24 protein-coding genes and 3 pseudogenes are annotated in these 24,296 nt (G+C 42.2%); 12 read left to right on the forward strand and 15 right to left on the reverse strand.

The annotated features are described in order from the left end of the window. Positions 1 to 436: 436 nt before the first annotated feature. Entirely contained in the window at positions 437 to 1,870 is a 1,434-nt protein-coding gene (locus V7K76_RS33335) for a DNA methyltransferase (RefSeq protein WP_442936254.1), read from the forward strand. Positions 1,871 to 1,881: 11 nt separating this feature from the next. Further along, positions 1,882 to 2,850 (forward strand): type II restriction endonuclease, encoded by a 969-nt coding sequence (locus V7K76_RS33340; protein WP_334778759.1) that lies wholly within the window; start codon positions 1,882 to 1,884, stop codon positions 2,848 to 2,850. A gap of 208 nt (positions 2,851 to 3,058) precedes the next feature. Here V7K76_RS33340 and nifD read toward each other — a convergent pair whose 3' ends face one another. The 7 genes from nifD to nifB all read right to left on the reverse strand — a co-directional run bounded on the left by nifD (position 3,059) and on the right by nifB (position 10,797). Next, entirely contained in the window at positions 3,059 to 4,519 is a 1,461-nt protein-coding gene (gene nifD / locus V7K76_RS33345; RefSeq protein WP_334778760.1) for a nitrogenase molybdenum-iron protein alpha chain, read from the reverse strand. 157 nt (positions 4,520 to 4,676) lie between these two features. Next, entirely contained in the window at positions 4,677 to 5,561 is an 885-nt protein-coding gene (gene nifH, locus V7K76_RS33350; RefSeq protein WP_334778761.1) for a nitrogenase iron protein, read from the reverse strand. 349 nt (positions 5,562 to 5,910) lie between these two features. Beyond that, positions 5,911 to 6,267, reverse strand: coding sequence for a globin domain-containing protein (locus V7K76_RS33355; protein ID WP_334778762.1), 357 nt, complete (start codon positions 6,265 to 6,267; stop codon positions 5,911 to 5,913). Positions 6,268 to 6,584: 317 nt separating this feature from the next. Continuing rightward, a complete protein-coding gene (gene nifU, locus V7K76_RS33360) occupies positions 6,585 to 7,484 on the reverse strand; it encodes a Fe-S cluster assembly protein NifU (protein ID WP_196511238.1) in 900 nt (299 codons plus the stop codon). Positions 7,485 to 7,614: 130 nt separating this feature from the next. Further along, positions 7,615 to 8,823 carry a cysteine desulfurase NifS gene (gene nifS / locus V7K76_RS33365; protein ID WP_334778763.1) on the reverse strand — a complete coding sequence of 403 codons (1,209 nt, stop codon included), beginning with the start codon at positions 8,821 to 8,823 and terminating at the stop codon, positions 7,615 to 7,617. A gap of 26 nt (positions 8,824 to 8,849) precedes the next feature. Continuing rightward, positions 8,850 to 9,203, reverse strand: a complete 354-nt coding sequence (locus V7K76_RS33370) for a 4Fe-4S binding protein (RefSeq protein ID WP_334778764.1) — start codon at positions 9,201 to 9,203, stop codon at positions 8,850 to 8,852. A gap of 148 nt (positions 9,204 to 9,351) precedes the next feature. Continuing rightward, positions 9,352 to 10,797: a nitrogenase cofactor biosynthesis protein NifB gene (nifB, locus tag V7K76_RS33375; RefSeq protein WP_334778787.1), complete on the reverse strand. Its 1,446-nt coding sequence runs from the start codon at positions 10,795 to 10,797 to the stop codon at positions 9,352 to 9,354. A 1,135-nt stretch (positions 10,798 to 11,932) separates the two neighbouring features. Here nifB and V7K76_RS33380 point away from each other — a divergent pair. Beyond that, positions 11,933 to 12,511: a Uma2 family endonuclease gene (locus V7K76_RS33380; RefSeq protein ID WP_334778765.1), complete on the forward strand. Its 579-nt coding sequence runs from the start codon at positions 11,933 to 11,935 to the stop codon at positions 12,509 to 12,511. A gap of 70 nt (positions 12,512 to 12,581) precedes the next feature. Here V7K76_RS33380 and V7K76_RS33385 read toward each other — a convergent pair whose 3' ends face one another. Both V7K76_RS33385 and V7K76_RS33390 read right to left on the reverse strand, forming a co-directional pair. Then, complete coding sequence (locus tag V7K76_RS33385; protein WP_334778766.1) at positions 12,582 to 12,947, reverse strand: XisI protein; 366 nt, start codon at positions 12,945 to 12,947, stop codon at positions 12,582 to 12,584. Continuing rightward, positions 12,929 to 13,360 (reverse strand): element excision factor XisH family protein, encoded by a 432-nt coding sequence (locus V7K76_RS33390; RefSeq protein WP_442936256.1) that lies wholly within the window; start codon positions 13,358 to 13,360, stop codon positions 12,929 to 12,931. The genes V7K76_RS33385 and V7K76_RS33390 overlap by 19 nt, the downstream gene beginning before the upstream one ends. Here V7K76_RS33390 and V7K76_RS34760 point away from each other — a divergent pair. From V7K76_RS34760 to V7K76_RS33425, 7 genes and pseudogenes are all read left to right on the forward strand, one after another. Then, complete coding sequence (locus V7K76_RS34760; RefSeq protein WP_442936257.1) at positions 13,296 to 13,568, forward strand: hypothetical protein; 273 nt, start codon at positions 13,296 to 13,298, stop codon at positions 13,566 to 13,568. The genes V7K76_RS33390 and V7K76_RS34760 overlap by 65 nt on opposite strands. Positions 13,569 to 13,661: 93 nt before the next feature. After that, positions 13,662 to 14,606 carry an NAD(P)-dependent alcohol dehydrogenase gene (locus tag V7K76_RS33400; protein ID WP_334778768.1) on the forward strand — a complete coding sequence of 315 codons (945 nt, stop codon included), beginning with the start codon at positions 13,662 to 13,664 and terminating at the stop codon, positions 14,604 to 14,606. 185 nt (positions 14,607 to 14,791) lie between these two features. Continuing rightward, a pseudogene (locus V7K76_RS33405) lies at positions 14,792 to 17,995 on the forward strand (HEAT repeat domain-containing protein). 98 nt (positions 17,996 to 18,093) lie between these two features. Continuing rightward, a complete protein-coding gene (locus V7K76_RS33410; RefSeq protein WP_334778770.1) occupies positions 18,094 to 18,342 on the forward strand; it encodes a DUF6887 family protein in 249 nt (82 codons plus the stop codon). Positions 18,343 to 18,365: 23 nt separating this feature from the next. Further along, the gene (locus tag V7K76_RS33415) at positions 18,366 to 18,596 is read left to right on the forward strand and encodes a hypothetical protein (RefSeq protein ID WP_334778773.1); all 231 of its coding nucleotides are present in this window, start codon (positions 18,366 to 18,368) and stop codon (positions 18,594 to 18,596) included. A 4-nt stretch (positions 18,597 to 18,600) separates the two neighbouring features. Next, positions 18,601 to 18,828 (forward strand): annotated as a pseudogene (locus V7K76_RS33420) (type II toxin-antitoxin system HicA family toxin). Further along, the gene (locus V7K76_RS33425; RefSeq protein ID WP_292721692.1) at positions 18,825 to 19,049 is read left to right on the forward strand and encodes a type II toxin-antitoxin system HicB family antitoxin; all 225 of its coding nucleotides are present in this window, start codon (positions 18,825 to 18,827) and stop codon (positions 19,047 to 19,049) included. The pseudogene V7K76_RS33420 and the gene V7K76_RS33425 overlap by 4 nt, the downstream one beginning before the upstream one ends. 59 nt (positions 19,050 to 19,108) lie before the next feature. On the opposite strand, the gene V7K76_RS33430 is transcribed toward V7K76_RS33425, so the two are convergent. From V7K76_RS33430 to V7K76_RS33440, 3 genes and pseudogenes are all read right to left on the reverse strand, one after another. Beyond that, positions 19,109 to 19,339, reverse strand: coding sequence for an addiction module protein (locus tag V7K76_RS33430; protein ID WP_322641350.1), 231 nt, complete (start codon positions 19,337 to 19,339; stop codon positions 19,109 to 19,111). A gap of 204 nt (positions 19,340 to 19,543) precedes the next feature. After that, positions 19,544 to 19,732 (reverse strand): annotated as a pseudogene (locus V7K76_RS33435) (IS110 family transposase); the annotation flags it as partial. A gap of 155 nt (positions 19,733 to 19,887) precedes the next feature. Then, positions 19,888 to 20,238, reverse strand: a complete 351-nt coding sequence (locus tag V7K76_RS33440) for a hypothetical protein (RefSeq protein WP_335030419.1) — start codon at positions 20,236 to 20,238, stop codon at positions 19,888 to 19,890. Positions 20,239 to 21,174: 936 nt separating this feature from the next. Between V7K76_RS33440 and V7K76_RS33445 the strand changes: the two genes are divergently transcribed. Beyond that, positions 21,175 to 22,185 (forward strand): peptidoglycan-binding protein, encoded by a 1,011-nt coding sequence (locus V7K76_RS33445; protein WP_442936255.1) that lies wholly within the window; start codon positions 21,175 to 21,177, stop codon positions 22,183 to 22,185. Positions 22,186 to 22,452: 267 nt separating this feature from the next. Here the strand turns inward: V7K76_RS33445 and V7K76_RS33450 are convergent, their stop codons facing one another. Then, the gene (locus V7K76_RS33450) at positions 22,453 to 22,626 is read right to left on the reverse strand and encodes a hypothetical protein (RefSeq protein ID WP_334778775.1); all 174 of its coding nucleotides are present in this window, start codon (positions 22,624 to 22,626) and stop codon (positions 22,453 to 22,455) included. 378 nt (positions 22,627 to 23,004) lie between these two features. Between V7K76_RS33450 and V7K76_RS33455 the strand changes: the two genes are divergently transcribed. Further along, complete coding sequence (locus V7K76_RS33455; RefSeq protein WP_334778776.1) at positions 23,005 to 23,358, forward strand: phage holin family protein; 354 nt, start codon at positions 23,005 to 23,007, stop codon at positions 23,356 to 23,358. A 5-nt stretch (positions 23,359 to 23,363) separates the two neighbouring features. On the opposite strand, the gene V7K76_RS33460 is transcribed toward V7K76_RS33455, so the two are convergent. Then, a complete protein-coding gene (locus V7K76_RS33460) occupies positions 23,364 to 23,834 on the reverse strand; it encodes a cobalamin biosynthesis protein (RefSeq protein WP_334778777.1) in 471 nt (156 codons plus the stop codon). A 291-nt stretch (positions 23,835 to 24,125) separates the two neighbouring features. Continuing rightward, positions 24,126 to 24,248 carry a hypothetical protein gene (locus tag V7K76_RS33465; protein WP_334778778.1) on the reverse strand — a complete coding sequence of 41 codons (123 nt, stop codon included), beginning with the start codon at positions 24,246 to 24,248 and terminating at the stop codon, positions 24,126 to 24,128. Positions 24,249 to 24,296 lie beyond the last annotated feature (48 nt).

The following is a 24,296-nucleotide window of genomic DNA, read 5'->3' on the forward strand; positions in this document are numbered from 1 at the left end:
CTTCGTTTACCGTTTTTTCTAATCTCAGTAGAATCACAGTATGGACAATACACAGTAGAAAACCTCAATTCATCCCTCTATTATGCAACGCCGAAAATAACTTACTTTTGATTCACAATGATCGTGACTTTGAAACTATTGCCCAAGTGCGTAGGCGTAGCCCGTCGTAGACATCGCTCCAACAACTACGTTTTCAAGCTTAAGTGTTTAATGCGTAGGCGCAGCCCGTCGTAGACATCGCCTAGTTTATTGTCGAGTGAGGGCTTAGGCGTAGCTCGTCGCAGACATCACTACAAGGGGTTACTTCTTGTGCATTTTGCACACTATTTTTAAATATACAGTGACTTTTTGTAAAGTTTGGGCTAATCATATATCTACCCCTAAAATTTAGAACTATACTAACTTGACTAGTTAAATTCTCTAGGAAAATTTCTCTGTGATCAGCCTAGCAAGTGTCTCCAGTACCGTGTCGGAAGTGGAAAGTGATGGTTTAGATGAAATTGACAACCTTGATAGGCAACTGTATCAGCGCTTCCAGAATAAATTTTTGGTTCATCCTTCATTGACGCGACTTATAGTTAGTTTTCAAGCTAACAAAACTAGACCTATCTATCGATGGTATAAATACAAAGAAGCTTTTTCTGCATCTCTTATAGAATATCTATTGCAACAATATAAAATTACTCAAGGCAAGGTTCTAGACCCATTTGCAGGCAGTGGAACTGCACTATTTGCTGTTAGGGAAGCTGGGATTAATTCTGACGGTATTGAATTATTACCTATTGGTCAACAAATAATTAATGCTAAAAAGATTTTAGATTATGAATTCACTCCTGAAGATTTCGAGAGTATAAAATATTGGTCAAAATTACAGGTTTGGAGGCAGCATGAACAGAAAAAACACTTACCCGAATTGAGAATTACAAAAGGGGCTTATCCTGAACTAACTAGAAATGCAATTGAGCAGTATCTTGAAGCTTGTAAACAAGAGAATAGTAGAGTACAAGCAGTTTTAAACTTTGTCTTACTGTGCGTTTTAGAATCTATAAGTTACACACGTAAAGATGGACAGTACCTCCGTTGGGATTATCGTTCTGGTCGTGGACAGGGCAAGAAACCTTTCAATAAAGGCGAAATTCTAGAGTTTGATAATGCGATCGCCAATAAAATCAGTGAAATTATTGATGATTTACTGCCCTCTACACAACAAATTGAGCTTTTCCCAATTAAAAATTCTCAAGGTAAAATACATCTTTATGGAGGATCTTGTCTTGAGATTATGCCGCACCTAGCGAATTCCGTATATGATGCAATTATTACATCCCCACCCTATTGCAATCGATACGACTATACTCGCACTTATGCATTAGAACTAGCTCTACTTGGTATTTCCGAAAAAGAGTTAATTAACCTTCGTCAGGAAATGCTAAGTTGTACAGTTGAAAATCGCCCCAAAGATTTATTGACTATCAACTCAGACTGGAAAAGAGCTTTAACTATTGCTGATTCACACAATTTGTTGCAGGCTATCTTGAAATATCTAGATAACCAAAAAGCAAAGGGTGTGTTGAATAATAATAATATACCAAGAATGGTTAGAGGATATTTTTATGAGATGGCGTGTGTAATACAAGAATGTTTTCGTGTTCTTAAACCAGGGGCACTTTTATTTATGGTTAACGACAATGTTCGTTATGCAGGCGCAAGCATTTCAGTCGATATGATCCTCTCTGATTTTGCTGAACAACTAGGTTTTGTGATTGAAAATATTCTTGTTTTGCCAAGTGATAAAGGTAATAGTAGCCAGCAAATGGGAAATCATGGACGCGATCCATTGCGAAAGTGCGTTTATGTGTGGAAAAAGCCATAACTCGAATTCTTATGTGTTCCTATCGTAATCATCTTCAATCTATTGATGATCTGATAACAACTTATGAAGCAATCCGTGCAGGTTTTGTAGCTCTTGCCCTGGAGAAAAATCGACGTGCTACGCCATTCGTCGCAGAAGCAAGGGCGCTTAAAGAAGCTGCTGCTCAAGCTGAGAATCCTATTGAATTACTAAAGATTAAGGGCATTGAAATGGGACTGTTAACTGCGGCAGGCTTATCTGATAAATCTCTAGCGCACCTGATGTCAGAGGATAAAGTGGAAGCTATAAATGGTCTGATCAAAAATTTTCTTGAACCAGCAGGTGCAAACTTTCCAGAGGAATTGGTTTTTAGATTTTTGCTGACTCGTGGTGATACACTTGGTGGCTCAATGCGAAATGTTGGAGGCGCGTTGGCACAAAGAAAGCTGACTCGTGCAATTCTCTCCACTCTCACGATCGCAGGCACAAGATACCACTGGCAAAACTCAAAGAGTAAAAAGTGGATAGCCATGACAAATAATGACTCAGAAATTGAGTTATCTTTACGAGGAATAAGCTGGGAAAGCGAGATTGGTAATCGCACACTAATTTATAACCTGACTGTCCCGCTAGTTAGAAGTAATGTGGATCTATGTTTGTTTAACTTAGCCCCAGCAGAATTAGCAGCCAACAAATCTAGCGCCATTGAACCATCTGTAGTTGCACCATACGTTATCGCCCTTGGTGAACTTAAAGGGGGTATAGATCCCGCAGGCGCAGATGAACATTGGAAAACTGCACAAGCAGCACTAAATCGTATACGTGATGCATTTTCCAGGGTAGGGCATTCACCTCTGACTTTCTTCGTAGGATCAGCGATTGCTAGAAGGATGGCAGGCGAAATCTGGAATCAATTGGAAAATGGCACTCTCAGTAACGCTGCTAACCTAAATCAAGAAAACCAAGTTGCATCTATTTCTCGTTGGTTGTGCAGTCTATAAAGACGTATTTGAGTATGTTGATTGTGTCTCTGGATTATGCGATCGCACCATTTAATCTAAAAAATCGTCATTATAAATAGTCTTTCATTTTACAGTTATTCTTTAAGCAAAATGCAAGCAAAATCTCAAAACCAGACTCCATAAGAGTTATACTATCTAAAGTATCAAAACAAATTCTTCCTAAATAACCCTGCAACTTGTATTTAGGCTAGAAATAGACTCTTTTTTCTCCCACCGCCAAAAAACCTTGCATTATATAATGTTGAGGAGCGTTGGTGCGTAGCCCGCCGGAGGCATCGCTAGGTTCGGAGTAATCCCAAGAGTGCATTTGACGGAAAGGAAGACCCATCTTTTGGAAGACGTACTTCTCTTTCACACCAGAGGCTACAAGGTCGGGCTTGAGGGCTTTGATAAATTCCTCGAATTCGTAAGCGGTAACGTCGTCATAAACGATGGTGCCGTTTTCGATGTAGCCAGTGGTACGTTTGTAGTCGTCATTATGAGCGAACTCATAACCAGTACCAATCATCTTCATTCCCAAATCTTGGAAAGCTGGGACAACGTGGCGAGGACGTAGACCACCAACCATGATGGCAACGGTCTTACCTTCCAAGCGGGGGCGATACTTCTCAAGAATCGTATCCATTGTTGGCTGATACTTGGCGATGACTTTCTCTGCGTTTGCTTGGATTGTCTCGTCAAACTTAGAAGCAATTTCCCGTAAAGATTCAGCAATCTTTGTGGGGCCGAAGAAATTGTATTCTAGCCAGGGTATTCCATAAGCTTCTTCCATGTGACGGCTGATGTAGTTCATCGACCGGTAACAGTGGATGAGGTTCATCTTCACATTGGGGGTCATCAACATTTCGTTGATGGTGCCATCACCAGACCACTGAGCGACTACGCGCAAGCCGATTTCTTCTAACAGGATGCGGCTAGCCCAAGCATCTCCACCGATGTTGTAGTCACCAATAATGGCTACATCATAAGGAGTACCTTCAAACTTGAGTGTACCGTCTTTTTTCGCTTGGTCGGATCTGGTGAATACCCAGTCACGAACCATGTCGTTAGCGATGTGGTGTCCCAAAGATTGAGAAACACCCCGGAAGCCTTCGCAACGCACGGGTACAACTGGCTTGCCGATTTCTTTCGATGTCTTCCGAGCAACTGCTTCGATGTCATCCCCAATTAGACCGATGGGGCATTCAGATTGAATGGAAACACCACGGTTGAGGGGGAAAAGTACATCAAGTTCTTGGATCAGCTTGACGAGTTTCTTGTCACCACCAAACACGATATCTCTTTCTTGGAAGTCAGAGGTAAAGTGCATGGTACCAAAGGTATCAATACCTGTGGTGCCGATGTAGTAGTTACGACGACCAGACCAAGACCAGTAACCGCAACCTACAGGCCCGTGGCTGATGTGGATCATGTCCTTAATAGGGCCCCAAACCACACCTTTAGAACCGGCGTAAGCACAACCACGAGCGGTCATTACCCCAGGCAAGGATTTGATGTTAGACTTAACGCCGCAATCGGACTTACCTTCTTCGTATACGTTTAAGTGCTTTTCGCGCTTTTTAGCAGCTTTTTCAGGATAAGCACTGAGAACTTCTTTAATTAGCTCTTTTCTTTCTTCGATGATGTTTTGATTTTCTGGAGGTGTCATACTTAGCCTCTGTGACTCGTAAGGATGGGGGCATAGGGGGACTAGGAGTCCCCTCTAAGGTTAGGGGGGAGATGGAAGAGAGAGAGGATAAAAGGGAAGATATGAAACTCTTCCTTTTTCCTTGTGCTAAAGCGTTATTTCTTAGCGGCTACTTAGACTAAACTTCAGCAGCAGTCTGAGCAACCAACTTAGCAGTATTTTCTTCGCTTTCGAGAATACCGAATTCAATCAACAATTCTTCTAGTTCTTCCATTTCGATAGGTGTAGGAATAGCTAGGTTTGTGTTGTTGATGATCTTGGTAGCCAATGTCCGGTATTCGTTAGCTTGGTTGCTTTCGGGTGCGTATTCGTTAACAGTCATGCGGCGCAATTCAGCGTGTTGAACAATGTTGTCACGGGGTACGTAGTGAATCATTTGGGTGTTCAACCGTTTTGCCAAGGTTTCGATTAGTTCGATTTCCCGGTCAGTGTTACGGCTGTTACAAATCAAACCACCCAAGCGCACACCGCCTGTGTGAGCATATTTAAGAACACCACGAGCGATGTTGTTAGCAGCATACATCGCCATCATTTCACCTGATGTAACGATGTAGATTTCTTGTGCCTTACCTTCACGGATAGGCATTGCGAAACCACCGCACACAACGTCACCTAATACGTCGTAAGATACGAAGTCTAGGTTTTGGTAAGCACCGTTTTCTTCTAAGAAGTTGATGGCGGTGATGATACCACGACCGGCGCAACCTACACCGGGTTCTGGTCCACCAGATTCTACGCAACGAACGTCACGGAAACCGGTTAGCATTACTTCTTCGAGTTCGATATCTTCTACTGCACCACGTTCTGCTGCGAGGTGAAGAACGGTTGTTTGAGCTTTGCTGTGCAGCATCAAACGGGTGGAGTCAGCTTTAGGGTCGCAACCGACGATGAGGATGCGTTGACCCATTTCTGCCATAGCTGCTAAGGTGTTTTGGGAAGTGGTAGATTTACCGATACCGCCCTTACCGTAGAAAGCTATCTGTCTAATCTTTTCTTCTGTCATGATTCGTATTTCCCTGCAATTGGTTGGTTGGTGGGTATGCGCGTTTGTCAGTTGCGTTCACGCCAGTTGAGCGACAGTAGTGAGCGCGTGTAGAGCATCGTTGGTACAGTTGGCATAAATGCCTGCTGGGGGCGATCGCTCCACAGCCAAAATTATTGACAGTAAGTACATCGATCTTCCTCGTTAAAAATTTTTTCTTTTGGTTTTTTGTCCTTTGTCCTTTGTCATTTGTTTTGACAAAGAACAAAGAAAATTACGCAATTTACAAATACGTCATAATGTGTTTCAGCTTGCAAGATTCAATAGGACTTGATGTTGTTATTTGTCAACAATCAATGCATAAGTCCTATTACTTGTTCAAAATAGCGCCCTTCATATTTGTGACGCGATCTAGTGCAGCTTTGGTGTTTTCTGGTGACACTCCACGCACAGCCATTGCTTCGCCGAGATGCTTGGCGATCGCATCGAAGTGTTGTTGCTGTAAATTCAATCCTGCGTGGGTTTTGTCCATTGGACGACCGCCGTATTGCTTTGGCCCTTCAAATATTTGAGCTAAGAAAGCAACTAGATGATTGCGTTGCTTCGCCATATCTGTACCAGCAAAAACGGGACTGAGGAGGCTGTCTGTGGCAATGCGTTTGTGGAGTTCATCTACTACTTGTTCAATAGCTGGTTGTCCGCCAATGTTGTCGTACAATGTACTCATATTCTGTTCCTTTGAAGCGAGTTAGATGATGAAATTTGCAAGTAGGCGCTTAATCTTTTTGCCTATATGCTGTTAGCCGTAATAGTGGTAGGACTGATACCAATTCGTAATTCGTAATACCTTGGGGGGAGCGATCCTTTGGGTGTCTACGTAATTCGTAAAAAAGATAAGTTAGATTTCAATCTGTATCTTTCTTTTGGCGAATTGGGATGAAGCATTGAGTGGAGACAATGATTCAATTCAAATCCTACTTTCTGTTCCTGGCTGAATGCATATTAGGGCGTATTTGTAGAATACGATAAGTCCTACAGCAATTCCTAAACTGCTTCGACTACAAGGCTCTTGCTGACACGATCTTGTAATCTGGCTTCGATCGCAATTTTCAGAGTTGCTGTACTACTAGAACAGGAACCGCAAGCACCTTGCAGTACAACTTTAACGCGATCGCCTTCGACATCATAGAGTTCTACATCTCCCCCATCTGCAATGAGTACGGGTCTGACTTCTTCATCAAGAACCTTTTGAATTAGAGCAATCTTTTGGACGTTGGTTAGCGATCGTTCCTTAGATGTAACAATTTCTGTGGCAACTTGTACGCCGTAATTGTTGAGAGCAGGTGAGGCGTATTCCTGTTGAACTGATCTAATAATATCATCAATGTTCGCCAGACAGGAACCGCATCCGCCACCAGCTTTTACATAATTTGTTACTTGTTCGGCATCCGTGAGATGATTTTCTAGAATCACGCGGCGAATCTTAGACTCGCTGATGCCAAAGCAACTGCAAACTAATGCACCTTCATCATCATCATCGTGGGTAGCTAGAGGAATGCCACGATAATTATAGATAGCGGCTTCTAGCGCTTCTTGTCCCATGACAGAGCAATGCATCTTTGCTTCTGGTAAACCACCCAGGTAATCTGCAATGTCTTTATTGGACACTTTCAAAGCTTCATCTAAGGTTAAACCTTTAACCATTTCGGTTAATGCACTAGAAGATGCGATCGCACTAGTACAACCAAAGGTTTGAAAACGGGCATCTAAAATTTTATCAGATTCTACTTCCACTTTCAGGTGCAATCTCAGAGCATCGCCGCAAGCAATGCTGCCGATTTCACCCGTTGCAACCTTAACTCCAGCTTCGCCCGTTTCTTCAATTTCTCCCTGATTTTTGGGATCGTAAAACAGTTCTAATACTTTATCGGTGTAGTCCCACATAATGAATTTTAGATTTTAGATTTTGGATTGTAGATTGGGGGATTGGCAGGCAATTTTGGATTTTAGATTTTGGATTTTGGATTGGATTTCAATCTAAAATCTAAAATCCAAAATCTAAAATTCCTAGTCTCTACCGATGCGCTAGTGCTTGTTCTTGTCCTTGCAACCAACCTGCATCATCATTTTTGAAGGGTGAGAGGGCGCGTAAACGTTCTACAATACTGGGCATTACCTCTATTACTTGATCGATTTCGGCTTCTGTGGTGTAGCGACTAAGACTGAAGCGGATAGAACCGTGCAAAGTTGTGTAGGGTAAGCCCATTGCCCGCAGGACGTGGGAAGGTTCCAGAGAACCGGAGGTGCAAGCAGAACCGGATGATGCACAGATACCGTATTTGTTCAATAACAGTAGAATTGCTTCACCTTCGATGTACTTGAAACCGATATTTGTGGTGTTTGGCAATCTCTGCGTAACGTCACCGTTGACTACACAATTGGGAATTGTAGCGAGTAAAGTTTGTTCGAGGCGATCGCGCAGCTTTCTTTCTTTTGCGATCGCTTCTTCTAAGTGTAACAGTTCTAGTTCCGCAGCTTTGCCCAAGGCGATAATTGCTGGAACATTCTCTGTTCCCGCCCTACGTCCGCGTTCTTGGTGTCCCCCAATCATGAAGGGACGGAACCGCACCCCGCGCCGAATATATAAAGCACCAATTCCTTTCGGCCCGTGCAGCTTGTGACCAGACAGGGTTAACATATCCACAGTGCTAGTCTTCATATTTAAGGGGATTTTTCCCACTGCTTGCACCGCGTCTACATGGAAGATAGCACCAGATTCTTTGACGCGCAACCCAATTTGCTCAATCGGGAAAATCGTGCCTGTTTCATTGTTAGCATACATAATTGTCACCAAGGCGGTGTTACCCGTCAAGGAAGCTTCTAGTTCATCTAGATCCATCTGCCCTTGATGATTTACTGATAGATAGGTAACACTATAACCTTGGGTTTCTAATTGTTTGCAGACATTGAGTACTGCGGGGTGTTCAACTTGGGTAGTGACGATATGTCGCTTTTCTGGTTGCGCTAACAGTGCGGCTCGAATCGCGGCGTTATCTCCCTCAGTTCCACAACTTGTGTAGACAATTTCTGACTCATCGGCTCCCAGGATGGCTGCAAGTTGTTCTCTTGCGGTTCTCACTGCTTTACCGACTTGCCCACCAAAGGTGTGCATACTGGAGGGATTGCCGTAATAATCTGTGAGGTAAGGTAACATTACCTCTATAACTTCTGAGTCTACCTTAGTGGTAGCATTATTATCAAGATAGATGCAGTTATTTTGCATTGTTGTCTTCAATTACGAATTACGAATTACGAATTACGAATTATTTGGGGTTGGCGCTTTTGCAACTGTTCGGAGTATTTCTGAGAATAGGTGTTAAACCAACGTTCCCAGTAATCTTGTTTATTTGTTAATTTAGCGACTACACGGTTGTAATTGGCAAACCAGCCTTCCCAATAATCGCTAGGCAGCTTAACGCAACCGTCGCAGGTGGGACAACCAGCTTTACACTGAGCCACGGTATGAATGCTACCAACGCAGTTTGTACAAAGTTCAGGGTCAATCCAGTGCTGTCCGTCAACCACTTTAATTGCATTTGTCGGACATACCGTTAGACAGAGATTGCAGGAAATACACTGGCTAGTAAGAATTTTGTAAGCCATGATTTATTCTCCTTTTGGGGATTGGGTACTGGGGATTGGGTACTGGGGATTGGGTACTGGGTAATGGGTAATGGATACTGGGAAAATTCTTCCTTAATTCCCAGTCCCTAGTCCCTAGTCCCCAGTCCCTAATCCCCTGTCCCTATTCCTAATTCCCTAATTCCTTAACGTATTGCTCGTAGAACTCCAAAGCAACCTTTTCAATCACGTCGTAAGCTTCAACAGCCTGTATTCCAGCTTCTTGCAATTTTTCTTGAGGACTGTTACCAATCTTAGAGACTAAAACTGCTTTGCAATCTGCGATCGCTTTCATAATATAGTCAAAAGAAGCTTCTTCGCCGTATCCACCTTGGCAGTATTGGTCAATTTTGCGATGACCGATAAAGCGAACTTCATTCCCACCCACTTCGTAAATTTGGAATTCTTTCGCATGACCGAAGTGTTGGTTAACTAATCCGCCGCCTTTGGTTGCGACTGCAACGAGAACTTTCGGACTATTGGCAATTTTCTTACCAGCTAACGCCTTATCTTTGGCTACTTTAAGTTCTTCTTTAAACTTCTCAATTCCTTCGTGAACGGTAGCGCGTTGTTCCATGTCATATTCGGGAGCCATTTCTAAGAACTTCTCTTTAGAAAATTCTTGGCTGCGGTCTTCTCCCAACAATCCGACTGCATCGGCACGGCACTGGCGACAGTGACGCATCATTTTCATGTTACCGGAGCAGTTATCTTGAACTTCTTTGAGTTCTTTGGGTGTGGGGCCGCGTTGACCGGTTAAACCGAAGTGTGTGCCATGTTCTGGTGCAGAAATCAATGGCATGATGTTGTGCAAGAATGCACCTTTTTCACGGATGACTCGATTCACTTCGACTAAGTGATGGTCATTAATTCCGGGAATCATCACAGAGTTGACTTTGCACAAGATGTCAGCATCTTTCAGAGCTTGCAATCCTTCCATCTGTCTTTCGTGGAGAATTTTTGCGCCTTCAAGACCTCTATAACGCTTGCGTTTGTAGTGAACCCAAGGATAAATCTTAGCACCGATCTCTGGATCTACCATGTTAATGGTGATCGTCACGTGATCTATATTTAATTGTTTAATGCGATCAATGTAGTCTGGCAGCATTAAACCATTGGTTGATAAGCACAGCTTGATATCTGGTGCTTGCTCTGCAATCAACTCAAATGTGCGGAAGGTTTTTTCTGGGTTCGCCAATGGGTCGCCAGGGCCGGCAATTCCCACAACTGTCATTTGGGGAATCTTACCACCAATGACCAAAGCTTTATGTGCAGCTTCTTCTGGTGTTAGCAATTCGCTAACTACTCCAGGACGGCTTTCGTTAGCGCAATCATATTTGCGGTTGCAATAGTTGCATTGAATGTTGCAAGCTGGTGCAACTGCAACGTGCATCCGGGCGTAGTGGTGATGAGCGTCTTCGCTGTAGCAGGGATGTTTAGCAATGCGTTCTTGGAGCTTTTCGTCCCTTTCCACGGTGGCGCTGCTGGTGCTGTCACAGCCGCAACCACCTGATTTTGCTTGGGTTGGCGATTCCGTAGCGTTGGAGTTGAGGAGTCGTGTAGACGATGATGTCATTGAGTTTCGCAAAAGGTCGGTGGACTTGGCTGCCACTGTGGGAGATGTTGTTGCTGCTCTTTCATGCCCAGAATTGAAGTCGCGTCTTCCACACTGCCTGCAAACCCTTGGGTTGGGGCGACTTGTTTGCAAGTCAGGCAGGCGATAGATATCTGATGTTCGGCTGGTGTGTGTCAACGTTCGGTTCTTGGGTAGAATTAGTGCTTACAGCCGCGACTTCTCTTCACTTCAGGCATGGTGCTATGTCATCCCTCCACTCACTTTTCGCTTTGTTTTGTTTCAGAGCGTCAAGTGATTGGCGATATAAGATTTATAGCAGCCGTCTCCCAGCCAGATATTGCGTCTCTCTAGGATAGAATTTATTGGATTTATTACTTTTGTACTCAAACACTAAAAACCCTAATTATTCAAGCATTACAAGAATTAAAAAAGTTTTTTTCGGGTAGGGGTTCTAGTCTTTTTTGGTTGGGGTTCTAGTGTTTATATATGGGGGTTCAGGATTTCTTTGTACTCAGTCAAAACCCAATCCCAGCAATAACTTTAACTAAATTTAAACTGGGTTTGGGTTATTTAAATGTGTACTCAGATTGCCCTCAATTTCCGTCAAAAGCAATAAATGCCAAGGGTTTGAGGGTGAAAAACTGGAGTAGTCTATATCGTTCTACTCCAGAAAAAAAGCGAAATTCAATTCTGTATCTAACATATCATTTTTTTGAAGGTAAAAATGCAATTCATATTTTTTTAATTTTTGCTTTGACAATCATATTCAGTTGTGGTTGTAAGTCTTGTCTGGTAAGCCATTTGAACTGGTAAGAATAGATGTGTTGCTGCACATAATTTTCAAACAACTTAACTTTTAACTCCTTTTTTTCATTCCCACAATGAGGAGATGGGTAAGAAACTGTGGGATTTTGTGTTTAAGAGAAACAACAAACTATAATCTAACATGATTATGCGATCGCAATGAATTTTCTGAATTGCTCACTACAAACCTTAACGAAAAACCCCCTTCCCGTGTTGGGAAGGGGCAAAAATTAAAATATTTCTTCTTTTAGGAGAGAGGTTATCCAGATACCGCTCTTTGTTGCTGATACTATTTAGCTACAATCAAACCAACCCTGAAAAAATCTGAGTTATGATCGCCATCCCCCAACAACCGCCAAAAATGACAGTTGAGGAATATCTGGAATGGGAACCTCAGCAAGACCTTCGCTACGAATATGCCAATGGCGAAGTATTTGCCATGACAGGCGGTACAATTCCCCATAATGACATTGCGCTAAATCTCTACAGACCTTTGTACCCTCATCTGCGCTCCAGAGGTTGTCGAGTGAATGTGTCAGATGTAAAAATGCAACTCACTCCCCAGAGTCGCTACTATTATCCTGATGTTATTGTCAGTTGCAACCCTGAAGACCTCAATGCCCGCAAATTTATTCAACATCCCAAGCTGATTGCCGAAGTTCTTTCGCCAGGTACAAGCGCGAAAGATCGGGGTGAAAAATTCACTTATTATTTGACAATCCCCAGTTTGCAAGAATATATCTTGATTGACTCGGAAAAAATCTCCGTTGAGCGTTACTGTCGGGGTGAGGGGAGGATGTGGCTTTACTATCCCTACACGGCTGGAGATATCGTCACTTTATCGAGCATTGAGTTTGAATGTCCAATTGAATTGCTGTATGAAGGTGTTGTATTTACCACTGAAGAATAAAGAGAATATTCCATGTTAACTTTTAAAGAGCGATGTTTACGACGGCCTGCGCGGCCTGCGCCTACGCACCTTAAGCAACTGCATAGCCAGTGTAGGGTCTTAACTCCGGTGGACGAAACCCCAGAACAATGTGTTCTTTAGGAATTCCAGCCCGTTCTAAATCGGCGGCAATGCCTTCTTCCGTGCCATCCCGTTGAATCCAGATTTTGCCATCAATCAGGTCAATATGAACCAGACAGCCATGAATGCGGCGATCGCCATCCCAACCTAGATCCATCCACAAATAGCGAGTCTCTTTCAGAGAGGCTGCGCCAACGCGGGTTCGATCAAACACCACTTCTGATTGAATCTTGGCATAGGAATAGGGTAGTGAAGCATATTCACTGAGGATAGTTTCAATTACCTGGCGATAGTGGTCTAATTGGGTATAATCCATTGTTTGATGACCTCCTGTTTTGGATCAAAGGTAATCAGCTTTAAACGATGATTTTTTAGTAATAGTTTGCCGATAGGTTCTTCAAATAAATCATCAAAAACACTGTTAGGTACTGCAAGATATAACACCCGTTCTGGCTCTAATTCAATCAATATATCTTGATATAAAATATACTGGCCCAATGCTTTTTCTAAATCATCAACATCTGATCTTCCAGTAAAACTTTTAATTTCAACTGCAATTTTAGATTCTGCTTTTTGCGCCGCTAACAGTTGTCTAGCACCTAAATCAATATACAAATCTTTTTTACCAAATTTAAGAGTCAGTGGGTCATGAGTAATTGTCCGAATGGCACTAAGAAAAGATACAGCCCTTGCTCTGACTGGTTCCCAGCCTCCAGGCTGGGAACCCACTCTGGGAGGCTCCGCCTCCAGTAGCTTGACAAGAGGCAGAGCCTCTTTTAAATACATTCCCAGCCTGGAGGCTGGGAACGAGGTGACACAAGCCTTTGGGCTTTTTTTAGTGCCATTCAGTAATTGTCCATTTATCTTTAATCAAAGCATTTTTGACACTATTGTGATAGATGTCTCTAGCTGGCATACAGGTGTAGTCTTAGACTGATATTTCTATTTTAGGAAATCGCTACACTAGATTTATCAGGAAAAACAGGCTGTCTGAGTTCATTCAGCAAAACAGGGTAGCAGGAGGAATGCGATGAAAGCAGTGGTTATCCGTCGGTATGGCGCGGCTGAGGTGTTGCAGTACGAAGACGTGGAACAGCCGAAAATTGAGCCAACTCAGTTACTTGTGAAAGTTCGTGCTAGTAGCGTTAATCCCGTTGATTGGAAAATTCGCCAAGGGATGTTGAGTTTGATTACCGGCAGTAAATTTCCGAAGATTCTGGGATTTGATGTGGCGGGAGATGTGGTAGAGGTTGGTTCTGGTGTTACGCGCTTTAAACCGGGAGATGCTATTTATGGCAGTACTAGCTTCCCTGGAGGAGGTTACGCGGAGTTTGCAGCCGTTCCAGAAAACTTGGCGGTGCTTAAACCAACAAATCTAAACTATGAAGAAGCTGCTGCTGTGCCTTTAGCAGCGCTCACGGCTCTGCAAGCGCTGCGAGATCAAGGAAATATTCAAACAGGACAAAATCTCTTAATTAATGGTGCTGCGGGCGGTGTAGGGATTTTTGCAGTGCAAATTGCTAAGGCTTTAGGGGCAGTGGTGACGGGAGTTAGCAGTACCAAAAATTTGGATTTGGTAAAATCTTTGGGAGCAGACCGCGTGATTGATTATACGCAGCAAGATTTTACCGAAGATACAACGCAGTATGACATTATCTTTGATGCAGTGGGTAAGCGATCGCTCTCAGAAACCAAAAGAGTCCTCAAACCCAACGGAGTTTATATCACCACATCACCCAGCCCGAAAGTCTTCTTAGAGATCGTCTTAACAGCGTTCCTTCCGGGTCAAAAAGCCAAATTGGTGTTTGAAAAGCCTAACGCGAAGGATTTAGTTTATCTGAAAGAATTGATTGAATCTGGTAAAATTCGTGTGGTGATTGATCGCACATATCCCTTACAAGAACTAGCGGCGGCTCATGATTATAGCGAAACTGGGCGTGCTGTGGGAAAAATTGCGATCGCACTTACCAATTGATCCAAAAAACCAACGCCAAACCTAACCCCTACCCCCTTCCCGACGCAGAAAGGGGGAAATTTCAAAGTCTCTCTCCTCTTAGGAGAGAGATTTAGAGAGAGGTTCTTCAAATACCCTGAAATCTGGAAACATTACTCCAGCTAGTGGATATACTCGTAATCAAACTCTCAAGAAAAGCGAGTATTATGCTGGACTGGTTAGCTATGTGGGGTGTAACTCAGACCGCCGGGTTGATTTTTAAACCCATTCTGGAAAAATTAGCCAAGGATGCTGCTAAAGATTGAGCTAAAGATTTATTAAAAGGCATCCCTGGCAAGATTGTGCAGAAACTTAAGAAGGAAGACATAGAGATTGCTGCTGGTAAAGCGTTAAAGGAATTTTTGCAACTCATGCAGCAGCAGTTAAAGGTTCGTTGCAAACTTGCTGAAGCTGAGATTAAAGAGTACACCAAAGATATCCAGAAATTTATCAGCGATAAGTCAGTTACAGAAATTCTTGGTCAGGCTTTTGATATTAATTGTGAATCTCTAGACGCTAAAACCCTAGAAGATAGTTGGAACAGGCTGCAATTAAAACCTCTGGCATCTAAGTTTAACTGGCAATCAATTACAGAACAGTATTTAACACAAGTCCAAGAACTTCTTTTAGATTCAAAAGAATTACACCATATCCTAGAATTACAAAAGTTGTCTGATATTGAAATAAATACCAAAGAAATTACTGGTGTTTTTGTAGATTTTAATTTAGTTAAATATCAAGAAGGAATCCGCGAACGATATGGCAATCTCAAGTTAGATAGCTTAGATACTAGCGGCTATGCCTATAATGAACTGAAGTTATGGCGGATTTTTACTGCTCAAAATGTCCGGGAAACTCATCAAGTTTTACCACAAGTTCACGAACTGCCTAAAGAACATCTTAGACGGTTGCGAGAAACTGACCAAGTAGAAGCAGAAGTCGAATTAGAAGAATTGGAACGCCACAAACGAATTTATTTTGAACAGCCGATCCGTTCAGTATTAGATGTTGTCAATAAAAAGCAAGATTATAAATATCTTGTGATTTTGGGCGATCCTGGTTCAGGTAAGTCTACATTGTTGCAATTTCTGGCTTTGAATTGGGCAGAATCTCCACTGGATAATGTTATCTCATTACCAATTCCCTTGCTAATTGAGTTACGAACTTATATGCGGCGACGGGAAGATAAAGAGTGCAATAATTTTCTAGAATTTTTTCATCAATGTAGTGGTGCTGTTCATCATCTCAATCAGCTTGAACTAGATAAACAATTAAAAGCTGGTAATGCCTTAGTGATGTTTGATGGTTTGGATGAGGTATTTGACCCTGGTAAGCGAGAGGATGTAATTACTGATATTCATCGCTTTACTAATGACTATCCTAATGTGCAGGTAATTGTCACATCTCGGATTATTGGCTATAAACCGCAACGATTGCTTAATGCTGAGTTTCGCCACTTTATCTTACAAGATTTAGACTCAGAACAAATTCAGGATTTTATCTACCGTTGGCATGAGTTAACTTTTACCGATGCAGTAGATAAAGTGAGAAAACGGGAACGGCTACAAAGAGGAATTGCAGCTTCCAAATCTATTGCAGAATTGGCGGGAAATCCTCTGCTGTTGACGATGATAGCAATTCTTAATCGGAATCAAGAGCTACCAAGAGATAGAGCTACACTTTACGATCAAGCATCGCGGGTACTGCTGCATCAATGGGATGTGGAACGCGCTTTGATGGAAGATAAGAGGTTAGATCCCAAGACGATTGATTATAAAGATAAGCAAGCGATGCTGCGTCAGGTTGCTTATCTTATGCAAACTGGTGAGAAAGGTTTGGCAGGTAATTTGATTAATGAAAATGATTTAGTCAAAGTTCTGACTGATTATCTCAAAACCATAGAATTTGATAAACCCAGAGAAGCTGCGCGAGTGATGATTAATCAACTGCGGACTCGCAACTTTATGTTATGTTTCCTGGGTGCGGATTATTATGCTTTTGTACATCGGACATTTTTAGAATATTTCTGTGCTTGGGAGTTTGTCTGGCAGTTTAAAGAAACGCAAATGTTGACTATTGAGGAACTTAAAAATGAAGTTTTTGGCAAACACTGGCAAGATGAAAGTTGGTATGAAGTTTTACGTTTGATTGCAGGAAGTCTTGAATCAAAATTCGCAGGAGAGATTATTGAACATTTAATTAAAATATTTGAGGACGGACTAAATGAAGGTGCTTATGAAGAAAAACTTACTGATATCCTTTTTCTTGCATCTGATTGTATTTTAGATGTAAAAAACCGCTCTACAATAACAGTGACTGACAATAAATTGCTTAACTATCTAAAAAAAGTAGCGGAGTATTATGTTCCTTACAGTTCAGAAGATTTTCTCTGTACAGACACAGACCTACTTAACTTAATCGATAAAATTAATACTAAGGTAGTTTCAGTCATTACAACTACATGGAGTAAGCACGTAGAGACATTACCTTGGTTAAAAACTTTAGCTATGTATGGTTTGAATGGAAAGGATGGAGGTATACCAGCTATGGCAGTGCGAGAATTAGCACAAGGTTGGAAAGATGACCCCGATACTTTACCAACACTCAAATCTCTTGCTCAAGCTATTCATTATGGAGAGAACACATATAGAGAGAACACATCTGCCTATGCAGCAATACAAGAATTAGCGCGAGGTTGGAAAGATGACCCAGATACTTTGCCAATGCTCAAATCCCTTACTCAATTTAGTGAGGATACGAGCATACAGACTATGGCAGTTCGAGAATTAGCACGAGGTTGGAAAGATGACCCAGATACTTTGCCAATGCTCAAATCCCTTGCTCAGTCTAGTGAGGATAAGAGCATACAAACTATGGCAGTGCAAGAGTTAGCGCAAGGTTGGAAAGATGACCCAGATACTTTGCCAATGCTCAAATCTCTTATTCAGTCTAGTAATGATTGGCTAGTAAAAAATACAGTACTTCAAGAATTAGCACAGGGATGGAAAAATCAACTTAATATTTTATCTTTCATCTTATCTTTCCTCAAAGAATCTGCTCAACTTGATAATTTCAACTATCTAAAACACAACGTCATGAAAGAACTGATTAAGAGTTGGCAGACTAATCCTGAAATTTATGATTTTCTTTATGAGTGTGCTGTTGATGATTCCTTTAATTCGATAGATTTGGATTTCTATTTTTCTAATACCATAAATGTTCCTTCCCGGCAAATAGCACTTAAGGCAATCATTGAGCAATTTCCCCAGCATCCCCAGACTTTAGCACTGTTGCGCGATCGCGCAGAGAATGACCCAGATGAGCAAGTGCGGGAATTTGCTCAGAAGAAGTTAAAGCAGTGGGAAGGGTAAATGTAAGCTGAGTATATGCTCAAGACAAGCAGAGAACTCAATAGCAGGTGAAAATCTTCAAATTATCATACCCCATAATGGAAACTGGAGGTTTTTAAATGAAACCGAACTTTGAAGCAATGACTAACAAAGAATTAAAAGCTTATATAGTTGCACATCGAGATGATGATGAGGCTATTCGTGTCTTGTTTAGTCGCCGTAATCCTCCTGATTCAGAAGCAACATGGTACGGGCCAATGGTAGCTGAAGACGGTACGCCAATAGAAGAAAATATTCGCATTGCAGAAGAAGCAATTAGACAACGCGTTGAGCAAGCAAATCAAAGCAAGCAAGATTCTCAAAGTTAAGAATAAAAGATCGGCTAAAAATTATGAACAACACAGAAGTTCGTCAGCAAATCAACCAATATCTAGATGTATTATCTTCAGAACGCCTACAACTGGTTGCTGATTTTTTAGCATATCTAGCAGATAAAGAGAGCGAAGACGCTACCCAAGAGTTGCTTGATATCCCTGGATTTACTGAATCCTTTGAAAAAGGTAAAAAAGATATTGCTGAAGGTCGGGTAAAAAACTGGAGAATGATTCAAAATGTAAGCTGAGAGTATGCCCAAGAAAATCAGAGAACTCAAAAGCTTATTGCTGCAAGCAGGGTTTAGTTACCGTCCTGGGAAAGGTAGCCACACTAATTAGTATCATCCTCTTTTACCTGGGAGAGTTACTATATCAGGTAAAGACGGAAATGATGCTAAAGCTTACCAAGAGAAAGACGTTAATAATGCACTTCAAAGGTTAGAAAAAATTAAAAATACTCAAGAGGAAGAAAAAGAATGAATTCTCACTACACGATAATTATTCAGTGGTCTGATGAAGATGAGTGTTTTGTTGTCAGTCTTCCTGAATGGGGAGAATTTTGTCATACTCACGGCGAGACTTACGATGAAGCTTTGAAAAATGCTCAGGAAGTTTTAGAAATGCTGATTGAATCATCTTTGGCTGACGGTGAACCTCTCCCGGAGCCAAAAACGCTAGGAAAATCTTTGGAAGTTGCATAGATAAGCAAAAAAAGTAATTGTGCGATCGCTATTGGCATCAGGATGAAAATCATAAGCCATTACTTTCTCCTGGAACGCAGTTCTCGCAACACCTGCTCACCAGAAATTAGAGTAACTTCGCCTTGTTCAACGGCTTGAAATCTTTTCTCTGCTTCCTCCGTCCACAGAGCATCAATTTCTAGTTGATTTTCAGCATCCAGACTTTTAAACAAATGTTCAGCAAGCATTGCTCTTAACCCTGGAGGTAATGACAATGCAGCATCGAAGATTTCATCATAGGTGTTAACCATACCTTGCTTGTGGCTATGTAGTCTAGATAGTCACAGCCCGCACCAGACACTCCTGCGATGCACAGAATCTTCCTCAGTTGCTGGATTTTCCGTTGAGGCAAAAAAAGAGCATGAAAAATTTACCCAAGTCATGCGATCGCATCAGTAGAGATGCTATGCCATCCGCTCAATGGCTAATAGAAAGTATAAAAACGTTTGCAAGCCTTACGTGTTAACAATTGGTTTAAAGTTATCAGAAATGCACCAAGGCAAATTATCTCGAACCATTGCATTTAAAATGACTAACATTTTATGAACGCAAGCGGTCAGAGCAAGTTTTTTGGATTTACCACGCTCAACAAGCCGTTCATAAAAAGCTTTGATAACTGGATTATGACGCATTGCAACAACACTGTGTTAGCAACTTTCAATGCTTTACCCATTGGACGGATATAAACATCGAGAGTAGCTTTACTCACATCAATGCCAACACAAGTGAGAAATATTTTCCATTGTTAACTCTCAACGAATTTCTGTACTTTCTTTTGAATTCATCCCCTTGATTTCACTCATCCTTGCCCGATACAGACTGTATACTTTAACAAAAGAGTGTTTAAAGCTTTGACCCCGGCGACTGTTCGAGTTCTGTCAAAGAGATTGTTGTAGTGACCCATGCTACGAAGCGGTCTATGATGACCAAGGTTGGGACGGTCTACTACTATTTCTAAGATACAAGGTTGGGTTGAGGCTTTGCGTAGGCGCAGCCTTCCCGCAGGGTAAACCCAAGGCCCAGATAAATGTTGGGTTTCGTTCCTCAACCCAACCTTGTATCTGTCCCTTGCCAAGTTGCCGAGGTAAATGAGAGTAAAAATCAAGTTCTGCTGAAGGGTAGTTATGGCGACTGTTTTGGATAGATTCATCCCAAAGTTCCTGGGATTCTTTATTTGTCAGGGTGATGGTCATGACTGGCAATGGGTAGATATCCAAAAATAAATGCTATTTATTCTTAATAATCTTACCGCGAATGACTAACTCTGAACTACAGCGATCGCTGCTCGTTGATTGTCAACAGTTACCAAGTAAACGAACCACTCCAGACGCAGATAAGCCAGTGCGTTGGGCGGGTTAAGATTACGCAAAACCCACACTGTAGGGGCAATTCATGAATCATGCGTGTCAACTTAAGCCTTGGCGAATAGAATGACTCTGTTGGCGAATTAATAGGGGGTCTAACCCATCATTCCTTATTACTCTGATTTCAGTGATTTCAGTCCGTTGAAACGGACTTTAGCTATTAGCCCGAAATTTATTTCAGGGCGGGAAAGCAACGCCAAACCAATGTTTTAGGGGTGAGGGTCAAGGAGGCAGGAGGCAGGAGGCAGGAGAGGAGCCACCCACAAGGGGTGGGGCTTGAACCTTCCCCCAAAAATGTTAATCGCCCACAAGGGGCGCGGCTTGAAATCCTCTTGGCTTTGTCAAACCCACCGTGAATTGACCAACAGTCTCATAGAATTCGCGGCTACACAAACGAAGTCCAACGACCTGGACTAATACAAAATCAATTCAAAATTCAAAATGACGCTCTCTACGAGAGGCTAAAAGCGTAGCTTGCTTCCCTGACCATAACACACCCTACAGATACTTAGATTTTTTCAGAAATCAAATCGCACTCCTATATATAGATAGTTTAAATTTCATAAAAAATACTGAAGTTAATCTTACTGAATTATGACCGGAGCTAACGGAAACGTCTCCGGCTCCGCTCCTGAGTTCTGAATTCTTCTTATAAATGATCAGCTGTTTTTTAGACCAAGCGGCTGTACCATTAGCATGAGAATATTCTGGGAGTAAATTCCATGCAAAGCAGCCTGACAGAAAGTATTTTGAGTTACTTAAAATTACTAGACCCAACTGTAAATCGCTTTAGAATGGAAAAACGGCAAAAGGGTTGGTGGCCAAAGAGGTCTAAATCTTTATCGGCCATTGAAATACTCTTGTTCTCTACTACACCTCTGTTGATTGCTTCAACGGCTGTAGTATCAATAGCAGCGCCACAAAAAATTGCTCAAGTAAATCCTGGAGATAGTATTAACCGCCCTATCCTCAAAATTGGTAGCCAAGGCGAACGCGTATCTGAACTTCAAGCAGCTCTGAAACTTTTGGGTTTTTACTCTGGTGCCGTAGATGGTACATATAGTGAGAATACAGCTAGTGCTGTTGCCCGATTTAAACAAGCTGCCGGCTTGAATCCAGATGGTATTGTTGATGCCAGCACTTGGCAACGACTTTTCCCAAAAGAAGCAGCAGTAGCATCAACCGTCCCTTCATCCCAGCCTAGATTTAACTCAGCTACAAATTTTCCTGTTCCAACCCAGGCTAGCAACCTCACCAACGTTGCAAATCCCAACCCCCCAAGACAAGCTGTAACACAAGTTGCGACTCGCCCTGAACCCAAACCTACTACCCCAAAGAAAGCTGTAACACAAGTTGCAACCACCCCTGAGCCAAGACCTGCCACTCCAAGAAAAGCTACAACTTCCAGCACAAAGAAAACGCCAAATCGTACTACATCAACCACTCGAACTCAGTCAAATACAACTACGAAACGAACCCCTGGTATTCAATACACCTCAGAAGGTTTGCCAATTTTGCGTATAGGATTACGTGGTTCTGAAGTTGTGAAGTTGCAACAACAACTGAAAAAGCTTGGTTTATTGAAAGGTGATGCTGATGGAGACTTTGGGGTGACAACGGAGACAGCTGTGAAAGCTGCACAAACGCGCTATGGATTAGAAGCTGACGGCGTAGTTGGTGGCTCAACCTGGGAGGTTCTTTTACACCCCCTTCGGGGCGGGAGTAAGGAGTAGGGAGTAGGGGAAGAAATTAGCCCTCGATTTAGGTTTAAAGCCGTACTTCTCTACGAGACGCTACCGCGAACGTCCCGCTGCGCTAACGCCGCAATTGGCGCGAACGCGAACAGCGTCTCGTCAGAGAAAAAATCCTTGTATCGCATATTGGTTGAAACCCCGCTTTTCGGAAAAGCTTTCTTAGTTTCCCTACTTCCCACTCCCTATTCCCTACTCCCTTTTACGGCTAATTATATGGACACTATATACGTATCCCACTCTTCAAACTTACACGTAGCGTCCCATCCGCCCGTGGCCAGAGGCGCGGGCAAAATACCAACCGTACAAAACTGGATAATTTATTTCTTGTAAATCCCCAATTACTGAAATTTCTCGGATTAGAGAAACCTTTGTAGGGGTTTTCCGCTTCAGAGCATTTTTTATGAATTTAATGCGGTACATCCTGCAATACGATAAAGATATACCGATTAGGAGTATCTCTGTATGACAGCACTGAAAAATTACAGAAGAAGAATTCAGAATTCAGGAGCCAGAATCCAGAATGGATTATGTGCGACTGGATGGAGAATCGAGGTTTAGAGCAAGCGATTTTAAACGCGCGTGATCTTAAATTCTTTCTTAGCGAAACCCCTGACTTGACAGAGTAGGGCATTCTGAATTCTGAATTCTGAATTCTGACTCCTTTTCATATTGCTTTTAGACCGATAAAAGATGATGGCAACTTTAGGAGTCAAGCACAAGACACCTAATCGTGTTACAGATCACAGATGGCAATAGTGAAATTAATTAAACTTACTGCTAATTACTCTAAAAAAACTTATGCAACACTTTTTATTAACTTGGCTCGGTACTGCGGTGGCGTTATTGATTACTTCTAGAATCGTTGATGGTTTTATTGTCAATAATTTTGTTGTCGCCCTTGTTGCAGCAGTGGTTATCGGGCTTGTTAATGCGTTTATCAGGCCCATTTTGCGTCTTTTGACGTTTCCGATTACCTTACTCACCTTTGGTTTATTTACATTTGTGATCAACGCTTTAACCCTTTGGCTGGCAAGTGCCCTAACTCCTGGTTATGGTTTTGAGATTAAAGGCTTTTTACCTGCTTTGTTAGGTTCAATTGTGCTAGCAATTGTTTCTAGCGTAATTAACTATTTTTTGAGAGTTGTTGACTAGAAAAACTAGTGAAGTTCTGTAATACTAGTAGTATTTAAAGCTTGGGCAACAGCTAGAGTTAGCGCTCCTGGTTGCCCTTGTCGCTGGAAAATTTGTTTGGGAACTAGGAACCTGACTCGCAACTCTTCCATGTTTGTAAAGGTAAAAATAGTCAACGATGTGAGTTGAGAAGCTGCAAGAATAGCAGCTGCCTCTGCTACGCTAGGTGTACCTACTTTGTGGTCAGTAATTGTGGCAGGGTTGGGGACACACACAGAGCGAAGGATTTCCGCAGAAAAGGTCTTTAGAGGCAAGTTGCGGAGGTGGCAAAGTTCTACTAAGCCAACTTCTGAGGCTTTAGTGTCAATGGTAGCAAGACCTGCGATCGCAGTTGTAAAAAGTTGATTTTCTCGAAACACTTGCTCAATCGCCCCATCAATCAACTGCCATGATGTTCTCCGTTTACAACCGATTCCTACCCATAAAACCTGTTGCACTTGGCCTATTTCCTTATTCAATTGGTCAGAATTTGGTTTACAACCCCTTCGGGGCGGGAGTAGGGAGTAGGGAGTAGGGGAGAAATTAGCCCTCGATTTAGGTTTAAAGCCGTACAACTCTTAGAGACGCTACCGCGAACGTCCCGCTACACGCTAACGCCTGCAAGTGGCGCGTTCGCGCTAGCGTCTCGTCAGAGAAAAAATCCTTGTATCGCATATTGGTTGAAACCCCGCTTTTCGGAAAAGCTTTCTTAGTTTCCCTACTCCCCACTCCCTACTCCCTACTCCCTTTCATTCCAACAGCCAACCAAATAAATCTCCCACCGTCAGCTTCAACTCACTTGCAAAATCTGGTACAGGAAGTAAAGCATCTAGTTCATCTAACATGATTGGTTGTTGATTGCGAATATACACAAATATTGTTTGTTCTTAAACCGCAAAGGAAACAAAGAAGCTTTAACT

Source organism: Nostoc sp. (assembly GCF_036917975.1).
Taxonomy (GTDB): domain Bacteria; phylum Cyanobacteriota; class Cyanobacteriia; order Cyanobacteriales; family Nostocaceae; genus Nostoc.

What these genes read in the sequence shown, in the direction of transcription:
- V7K76_RS33385 (WP_334778766.1), bottom strand. Translation starts at nt 12,947, where the DNA reads ATGGATTATACCCAATTAGACCACTATCGCCAGGTAATTGAAACTATC.
- V7K76_RS33415 (WP_334778773.1), top strand. Translation starts at nt 18,366, where the DNA reads ATGAACAACACAGAAGTTCGTCAGCAAATCAACCAATATCTAGATGTA.
- V7K76_RS33455 (WP_334778776.1), top strand. Translation starts at nt 23,005, where the DNA reads ATGCAACACTTTTTATTAACTTGGCTCGGTACTGCGGTGGCGTTATTG.
- nifS (WP_334778763.1), bottom strand. Translation starts at nt 8,823, where the DNA reads ATGCAAAATAACTGCATCTATCTTGATAATAATGCTACCACTAAGGTA.
- V7K76_RS34760 (WP_442936257.1), top strand. Translation starts at nt 13,296, where the DNA reads ATGGCACTAAGAAAAGATACAGCCCTTGCTCTGACTGGTTCCCAGCCT.
- V7K76_RS33430 (WP_322641350.1), bottom strand. Translation starts at nt 19,339, where the DNA reads ATGGTTAACACCTATGATGAAATCTTCGATGCTGCATTGTCATTACCT.
- V7K76_RS33370 (WP_334778764.1), bottom strand. Translation starts at nt 9,203, where the DNA reads ATGGCTTACAAAATTCTTACTAGCCAGTGTATTTCCTGCAATCTCTGT.
- nifH (WP_334778761.1), bottom strand. Translation starts at nt 5,561, where the DNA reads ATGACAGAAGAAAAGATTAGACAGATAGCTTTCTACGGTAAGGGCGGT.
- nifB (WP_334778787.1), bottom strand. Translation starts at nt 10,797, where the DNA reads ATGACATCATCGTCTACACGACTCCTCAACTCCAACGCTACGGAATCG.
- nifD (WP_334778760.1), bottom strand. Translation starts at nt 4,519, where the DNA reads ATGACACCTCCAGAAAATCAAAACATCATCGAAGAAAGAAAAGAGCTA.
- V7K76_RS33340 (WP_334778759.1), top strand. Translation starts at nt 1,882, where the DNA reads ATGTGTTCCTATCGTAATCATCTTCAATCTATTGATGATCTGATAACA.
- V7K76_RS33355 (WP_334778762.1), bottom strand. Translation starts at nt 6,267, where the DNA reads ATGAGTACATTGTACGACAACATTGGCGGACAACCAGCTATTGAACAA.
- nifU (WP_196511238.1), bottom strand. Translation starts at nt 7,484, where the DNA reads ATGTGGGACTACACCGATAAAGTATTAGAACTGTTTTACGATCCCAAA.
- V7K76_RS33440 (WP_335030419.1), bottom strand. Translation starts at nt 20,238, where the DNA reads ATGAATCTATCCAAAACAGTCGCCATAACTACCCTTCAGCAGAACTTG.
- V7K76_RS33445 (WP_442936255.1), top strand. Translation starts at nt 21,175, where the DNA reads ATGCAAAGCAGCCTGACAGAAAGTATTTTGAGTTACTTAAAATTACTA.
- V7K76_RS33400 (WP_334778768.1), top strand. Translation starts at nt 13,662, where the DNA reads ATGAAAGCAGTGGTTATCCGTCGGTATGGCGCGGCTGAGGTGTTGCAG.
- V7K76_RS33410 (WP_334778770.1), top strand. Translation starts at nt 18,094, where the DNA reads ATGAAACCGAACTTTGAAGCAATGACTAACAAAGAATTAAAAGCTTAT.
- V7K76_RS33380 (WP_334778765.1), top strand. Translation starts at nt 11,933, where the DNA reads ATGATCGCCATCCCCCAACAACCGCCAAAAATGACAGTTGAGGAATAT.
- V7K76_RS33450 (WP_334778775.1), bottom strand. Translation starts at nt 22,626, where the DNA reads ATGTACCGCATTAAATTCATAAAAAATGCTCTGAAGCGGAAAACCCCT.
- V7K76_RS33425 (WP_292721692.1), top strand. Translation starts at nt 18,825, where the DNA reads ATGAATTCTCACTACACGATAATTATTCAGTGGTCTGATGAAGATGAG.